This window comes from Mycobacterium sp., assembly GCF_049673265.1.
GTDB lineage: Bacteria > Actinomycetota > Actinomycetes > Mycobacteriales > Mycobacteriaceae > Mycobacterium.
Genome location: NZ_JBATXN010000472.1, coordinates 1 through 5,952, shown reverse-complemented (window position 1 = coordinate 5,952; position 5,952 = coordinate 1). Strand labels below are relative to the sequence as shown.

Below are 5,952 nucleotides of genomic sequence, written 5' to 3'. Positions count from 1 at the left end.
GGCCACCGCCTCGTCTTCAAGCTCTGTGGAAGGAACCTGAAGATGATCAAGCGGTGGCCGCGCTATGTCACGGCGACACGCCGCCAAGAGGCGACAAACCCAACCTCAAGAGGTTAAACGACAAGCTGAGGGGTTGCGTCGAAAGCAGTAGTGGAGGCGACTGTTGGCTGTTGTACATCCGGCCGGGACGAGTCGGCCTGACCGGAATGCGCGTCAGGGCGCTGTCGGCGTTCTCTCGGTGTGGGTGGTTGCGGCCAAGCTGCCGAGTAGGCCGAGCGCCTCGGAAGATCGTGTGCCGGGGTCGGCGGTGTAGGTGAAGATCGTTAGCCCGGTGTCGAAGACGACTTCGAGGCGCTCGTAGTTGAGCTTAAGGTCACCGACCTGGGCGTGGTGGAAGTGCTTGATGCCGCTGATGTGGAAGCGCACGTCGTGGCGGGCCCAGTGCTGACGGAACTCCTCGCTGCGAGTTGAGAGCTCGCCGACGAGGTCGGTGAGGTCGTGGTCGAAGGGGTTGCGGCCGGCGGCCGAGCGCAGGGTGGCGACGACATCGCGGGCGATGCGGTCCCAGTCGAGGTAGAACTCGCGGGCGCGCGGGTCGAGGAACACGAAGCGCGCGGCGTTCGGGCGCTCCTGGCCGTCGAACATTTCCAGGTACAGCGCGCGGCCGAGCCCGTTGGCGCCGAGGATGTCGAGCCGGTCATTGCCGATGTGCGCGCCGGCGCCGGTCATCGCGTCGAGCACTTGCTGCACCGAAGGGCGGATGCGGTGCTTGGCCGGTCGGCGTCGCGGTGGCTGACCTACGGGCTGCGCGGCACGCGCGAGGTCGAAGAGGTGAGCGCGCTCAGCGTCGTCGAGTTGCAGCGCGCGCCAGCGCGTCGAGCACGCTGTCGGATGCTCCGGCGAGGTCGCCGCGCTCCGGCGGGTGTAGTAGGGGACGCTCACGCCGGCGAGGACGGCGACTTCTTCGCGTCGCAGTCCGGGCACGCGGCGGGTGCCGTAATCGGGCAGGCCGACGTCGGCGGCTTTGAGCTTGGCTCGGCGGGAGGTCAGGAAATCGCGGATCTCGTTGCGCGTGTCCACCCTCACCAGGCTAAAGCCGCGCACCGCGTTCTGGGGGATCCTGGGAGGGTCACCTTCACAGGGTTCCCCAGACTGCGCGGACCGGTGCTTGGCTGGAGTGCATGAGAGCAACCATCATGTACGCCGCCGGCGATGTCCGCGTCCAGGACGTCCCTGACCCGGTGATCGTCGAACCAACCGATGCGATCATGCGCGTGACGCGCGCCTGTATCTGCGGCAGCGACCTGTGGCCGTACGCGTCGATGGAGCACTCGGAAGCCGGGCAGTCGATGGGCCACGAGGCCATCGGCGTCGTCGAGGACGTCGGATCGCAGGTCGCCGAGATCAAGAATGGCGACGTCGTCGTGATGCCGTTCGCGTCCTCCGACGGCATCTGCACGTTCTGCCATGAGGGCCTGCCGACCGCGTGCGTGCACGTCGGCTTCTTCGGCACCAACGGCATGAACGGCGCCCAGGCCGAAGCGCTGCGCATCCCGTTCGCCGACGGCACCCTGTACCCGCTGCCGGTCGGCGAGGACGACGCGCTCATGCCGTCGCTGCTGACGCTGTCGGACGTCATGGGCACCGGCCACCACGCCGCCGTCGTCGCCAAGGTCGGGCTGGGCAAGCGCGCCGCGGTCGTCGGCGACGGCGCCGTCGGCCTGTGCGCCGTCATCGCCGCCAAGCGCCTCGGCGCCGAGCAGATCATCATCATGGGCCGCCACGACGACCGAATCGCGCTGGCCCGCGAGTTCGGCGCGACCGACGTCGTCTCCGAGCGTGGCGAGGCGGCCGTCGAACGCGTCCGCGAACTCACCGGCGGCGAGGGCGTCCACTCGGTGCTGGAGTGCGTCGGTCACGGCGCGTCGATGGACACCGCGATCGGCATCGCGCGCCCCGGTGGCGCGGTCGGCCGCGTCGGCGTGCCGCAGCATACCGAGATCCCCGGCTCGCTGCCGGCGTTCTTCGGCAACATCACCATCGGCGGCGGCCCCGCGCCCGTGCGGGCGTACCTGGACGAGCTGCTGCCCGACGTGCTGGCGGGCCGCATCGAGCCCGGCCGCGTATTCGACCGGAACGTCGGCCTGGACGGCGTCTCCGATGGCTACCGCGCCATGGCCGACCGCGAGGCCATCAAGGTCATGGTGACCCCATGAGCGGCCGCTTCGACGGGAAGGTCGCGTTCGTCACCGGAGCGACCAGCGGCATCGGCCGCGCTACCGCACTCGCGTTCGGGCGCGAAGGTGCGAGCGTCGTGGTCGCCGACGTCGCAACCGACGGCAACCAAGAGACGGCTCGCATGATCGAGCAGGACGGCGGCCAGTCGCTCGCCGTGTCCTGCAACGTCACGCGCGCCGACGACATCAAAGCGGCACTGGACGCCGCGGTGGAGCGGTTCGGCCGCCTCGACATCGCCTTCAACAACGCGGGCATCGAGCAGCCGATCAAGCCGGCCGCCGAGATCAGCGACGACGAGTGGGACCGCCTCGTGGCGGTCAACCTCCGCGGCGCTTTCCTGAGCATGAAGCACGAGATCGAGCTCATGCTCCAGCACGGTGGCGGCGCGATCGTCAACACGTCGTCCGGCGCGGGCGTCAAGGGGTTCAAAGGCCAGGCCGCCTACGCCGCCACCAAGCACGGCCTCATCGGCCTCACCAAGTCGGCCGCGCTGGACTACGCCGCCTCGAACATCCGCATCAACGCCATCTGCCCCGGCATCATCGACACCGAGATGATGCGCCGGTTCACCGGCGACACCGACGAAGGCCGTGCCGCCGTCATCGCCCAGGAGCCGATCGGCCGGATGGGCAAGCCGGACGAGATCGCGGCCGCAGTTCTGTGGCTCTGCTCCGATGAAGCAGCGTTCACGATCGGTCACGCCATGGTCGTCGACGGCGGCCAGACCGCCTGACCCCGAACGGGAAGGGAGCCCTCATGCAGGTCACCCGAAGCAGCATCAACACCCAGAAATGCCCCGCCGACTGGTTCACCGGCGACGTCTACATCGACGCCGTCGCCGCGCCCGCCGGCAGCTCAACGTTCGCCGCCGCCGCCGTGCACTTCACGCCCGGCGCGCGCACCGCCTGGCACACCCACCCACACGGCCAGACGATCTTCGTCACCGAGGGGATGGGGCTATGCCAGCGCGAGGGCGGTCCGGTCGAGATCATCCGTCCTGGCGACCGCGTGTTCTTTGAGCCAGAGGAGAACCATTGGCACGGCGCGGCCCCGAGCCGGTTCATGGTCCACATCGCGATGCAGCAGAATGACGAGTCCGGCAGCCCCGTCACATGGGGCCGGCACGTCACCGATGAGGAGTACGGCGCATCGCCGACGAGCGCCGACTGACGAGCGCCGACTGACGAGCGCCGCTGTTGCTTTCCATGGAGGCAGCAGCAACGCCACCTCGGCGGCGTCTCGCAAGCCGAAACCCAACCGGACGCCCTTACACACGACCGCGGACACGGACCTGAGCTGGACCAGCGGAGTCTCACATAGCTGGTACGCATTGATTCTCACCAAGCGGCGGCTATCCGTTACACATCGATCGTGTTCGGTAGCTTGATCGGCCACGCCCGTTGCTCCAGCGACGAACAAGACCTCACCGCACAACGCGACCAGCTACACGAACTGGGCGTGCACTACGGGCGTGGACGTCGGCGGTGGGTACGGTGCTCATGGACTAAGCTTCTGGGCGAGGCTGATCCAAATGTGTGTCATTTTTCGAGGCTCGTCTGGACCAGCCGCCTGGGCCACAGTTATCACCGCCGACCACCCCCAATCCTCGAACCACTACCCGATCCTCTTGCCCCCGACCGCCCGCCAATCCCGATACGAATCCCCGAGGACACCGGCTGGGAAGACTCGCAGATCTGGGCGCAGCTGCCCGAACCCATACCTCGATCCCGACCACCGGCGGAACCCGACTCCAGGGACGACATCCCACCGTTTTAAAAGGGGACTGTCATCTTGATCGCCTCCGCGACAAGCCTGCGGTTCACCGCTTCGACGTCGAACGCGGCCGGATTGAACTCGCAGGCGTGGTCAAGGCCCAACCACGTCACCATGTCGTCGTGCTCCTCGTCGCCCGGGTCGGCGAGGACCTCCCGGAGATGCTCGTAACCCGGCGGGCCGCCACAGTCCTCTGACGGGCAAGCGCCCTCACCGTCGACGCATTGAGGGTAATGCTTGCCCGGTTCGGCTACCCCGGCCGTCTCGACGACGATCTCGTGCTCCCATCCGTCGCCGAAGTCGTAGGTGTAGCTGATGAGGCCACTCTCGATGTCGAGATCGCCGAACCGCACGGAGCGCTCGTCGACGAAATCCAACTCCAGTTCCGGATTCGAGGGTCCGTAGGTGCACCTGCCGTCGGTGAAGCTGTGCAGGTGGTAGTCCTGCCAGCCCATCGCTGTCTGGATCACGTCGTGGAGCCGGCTGAGCGGCATCGCGTCCGGGATCAGCAGCCGCCGCCACACTCGTGGCTCCGTGATATCGGCCAGCGTGACGGTGATCTGGTGGACGGGATCACCGGGCTCGGGCTCTCCCCGCATGCGACGAGTCCCGCACCGGCCGATCGCGGTCAGCTCGGCGGAGTCTTCGGTCAGCGTCACGGCACCCAGCCGGGCCAGCGCCGCGAGCGTGCGCCGGACGTCGCGGTCGTTCATCCGACGGGCCGTAGCCAGCTGCTGCTCGGTGGCGTCATCGAGCACGTAGTGCGCCGTCACGGCGTCCCACGCCAGGTTGCACAGCTGCTCCAGGCCGACCACACCATCCCGGCCGTGCAGCGTGGACAGCAGCGCGTCGGCGCCGACGTCAAATTCACGGCGCATGAATGACTCGCCCCATCCCGCGGGCAGGAACGCGGTGCCCAGCCGCCCCCCGAAAGCTTCAAACAGCGTCATCCACAGCTCCGCCGGGCGCTCGAGCAGCGCGGCGGCCTTCTTGACCGGCACCAGCCGCCCCCGAACGACCCGCACCAGCCGCGCTGCCTTGGCCCACTCCACGATCAGGCCCAGACCCAGCAGCTCCACGCTGGACTTTGTCTTGAACACCCGCTCGCCGATCGCGGGATCGATTTCGTCCCCGGTGCCCAACCGGTCGACGAGCACCCGGGCATCGGCCAGGGGGAGCGCTCCCTTCTGGGTGAGCTTGCGGCCGTCCCCGACCCACCTGACGAAGTCGACGACCTGACCGACCAGTGCGGCCTCCGCAGCGGCGGCAGCGACGTTGCCGGATGCATGATTTGTCATCCTCGTCTCCTTCGCACAGCGGCCTTCCGGCCATGAGATCGCGGGAGCGACCGTACCCGTCGAGGCCGTCGCCCATTCCGGCGCACCGCTCCCGTCAGGGGAGCGTCGTCTACGAGGCACTATGCAACAATCGCGTCCACGAGGTGCCCTCCCGGCACCGGTGTTGGAAGCGTCAGAAACTTCTATTGCCCCAGCTCAGAGGTAGTTTACCCAGTCAGAATATGATCAAAAAGCGATATTCTTCGGCGGATCCAGACCGAGGGGAAAGTGAACGGAGGCCTAGTGAAGGTCACTGACATTCTGCGCTGCGACGCCCGCGCCGGACGACTCATCGAGTGGACGCTGCACCCGGCTACTGTCGCCGCAGCAGACGACGCGCCTGGGGACTCCCGACCCCCGGCGTACATCCAGGAGGCGCACATCCGGACCGCCCGAGCCTTTCGCCAACTCGGCCGGCACATCCCAATCTGGGTGGGCACTGCGTTCGACATCCAGGGTTATGTCGATCTCGACATCCTGGAATCCACGCTGCAGTTGTGGACCCGACGACATGAGACGCTCCGTAGTGGCTTCCACTGGGTCGGCGACGACCTGCAGCGATTCACCCTGGTCGCCCACCACGTGGCGCTGCAGCGCCACGTGG

Annotated in this window: 5 protein-coding genes and 1 pseudogene; 4 read left to right on the top strand and 2 right to left on the bottom strand. The window is 67.6% G+C overall.

Features of this window, described 5'->3' with window-relative positions; all coding sequences use genetic code 11:
• Window positions 1-213: 213 nt before the first annotated feature.
• Window positions 214-1,080, bottom strand: coding sequence for a transcriptional regulator (locus WBF82_RS16395; RefSeq protein WP_424384032.1), 867 nt, complete (start codon window positions 1,078-1,080; stop codon window positions 214-216).
• 101 nt (window positions 1,081-1,181) lie between these two features.
• On the opposite strand from WBF82_RS16395, the gene WBF82_RS16390 reads away from it, so the two are divergent.
• From WBF82_RS16390 to WBF82_RS16380, 3 genes are read left to right on the top strand one after another with little or no spacing between them, the layout of a single operon-like run.
• On the top strand, window positions 1,182-2,216 hold the full coding sequence (locus tag WBF82_RS16390; protein ID WP_424384031.1) for a zinc-dependent alcohol dehydrogenase family protein: 1,035 nt from the start codon (window positions 1,182-1,184) through the stop codon (window positions 2,214-2,216).
• The gene (locus tag WBF82_RS16385) at window positions 2,213-2,971 is read left to right on the top strand and encodes an SDR family oxidoreductase (protein WP_424384030.1); all 759 of its coding nucleotides are present in this window, start codon (window positions 2,213-2,215) and stop codon (window positions 2,969-2,971) included. The genes WBF82_RS16390 and WBF82_RS16385 overlap by 4 nt, the downstream gene beginning before the upstream one ends.
• Window positions 2,972-2,994: 23 nt before the next feature.
• Window positions 2,995-3,408, top strand: coding sequence for a (R)-mandelonitrile lyase (locus tag WBF82_RS16380; protein WP_424384029.1), 414 nt, complete (start codon window positions 2,995-2,997; stop codon window positions 3,406-3,408).
• A gap of 602 nt (window positions 3,409-4,010) precedes the next feature.
• Here the strand turns inward: WBF82_RS16380 and WBF82_RS16375 are convergent.
• Window positions 4,011-5,309: a plasmid pRiA4b ORF-3 family protein gene (locus WBF82_RS16375; RefSeq protein WP_424384028.1), complete on the bottom strand. Its 1,299-nt coding sequence runs from the start codon at window positions 5,307-5,309 to the stop codon at window positions 4,011-4,013.
• A gap of 282 nt (window positions 5,310-5,591) precedes the next feature.
• On the opposite strand from WBF82_RS16375, the pseudogene WBF82_RS16370 reads away from it, so the two are divergent.
• Window positions 5,592-5,952: pseudogene (locus WBF82_RS16370) on the top strand (hypothetical protein); the annotation flags it as partial.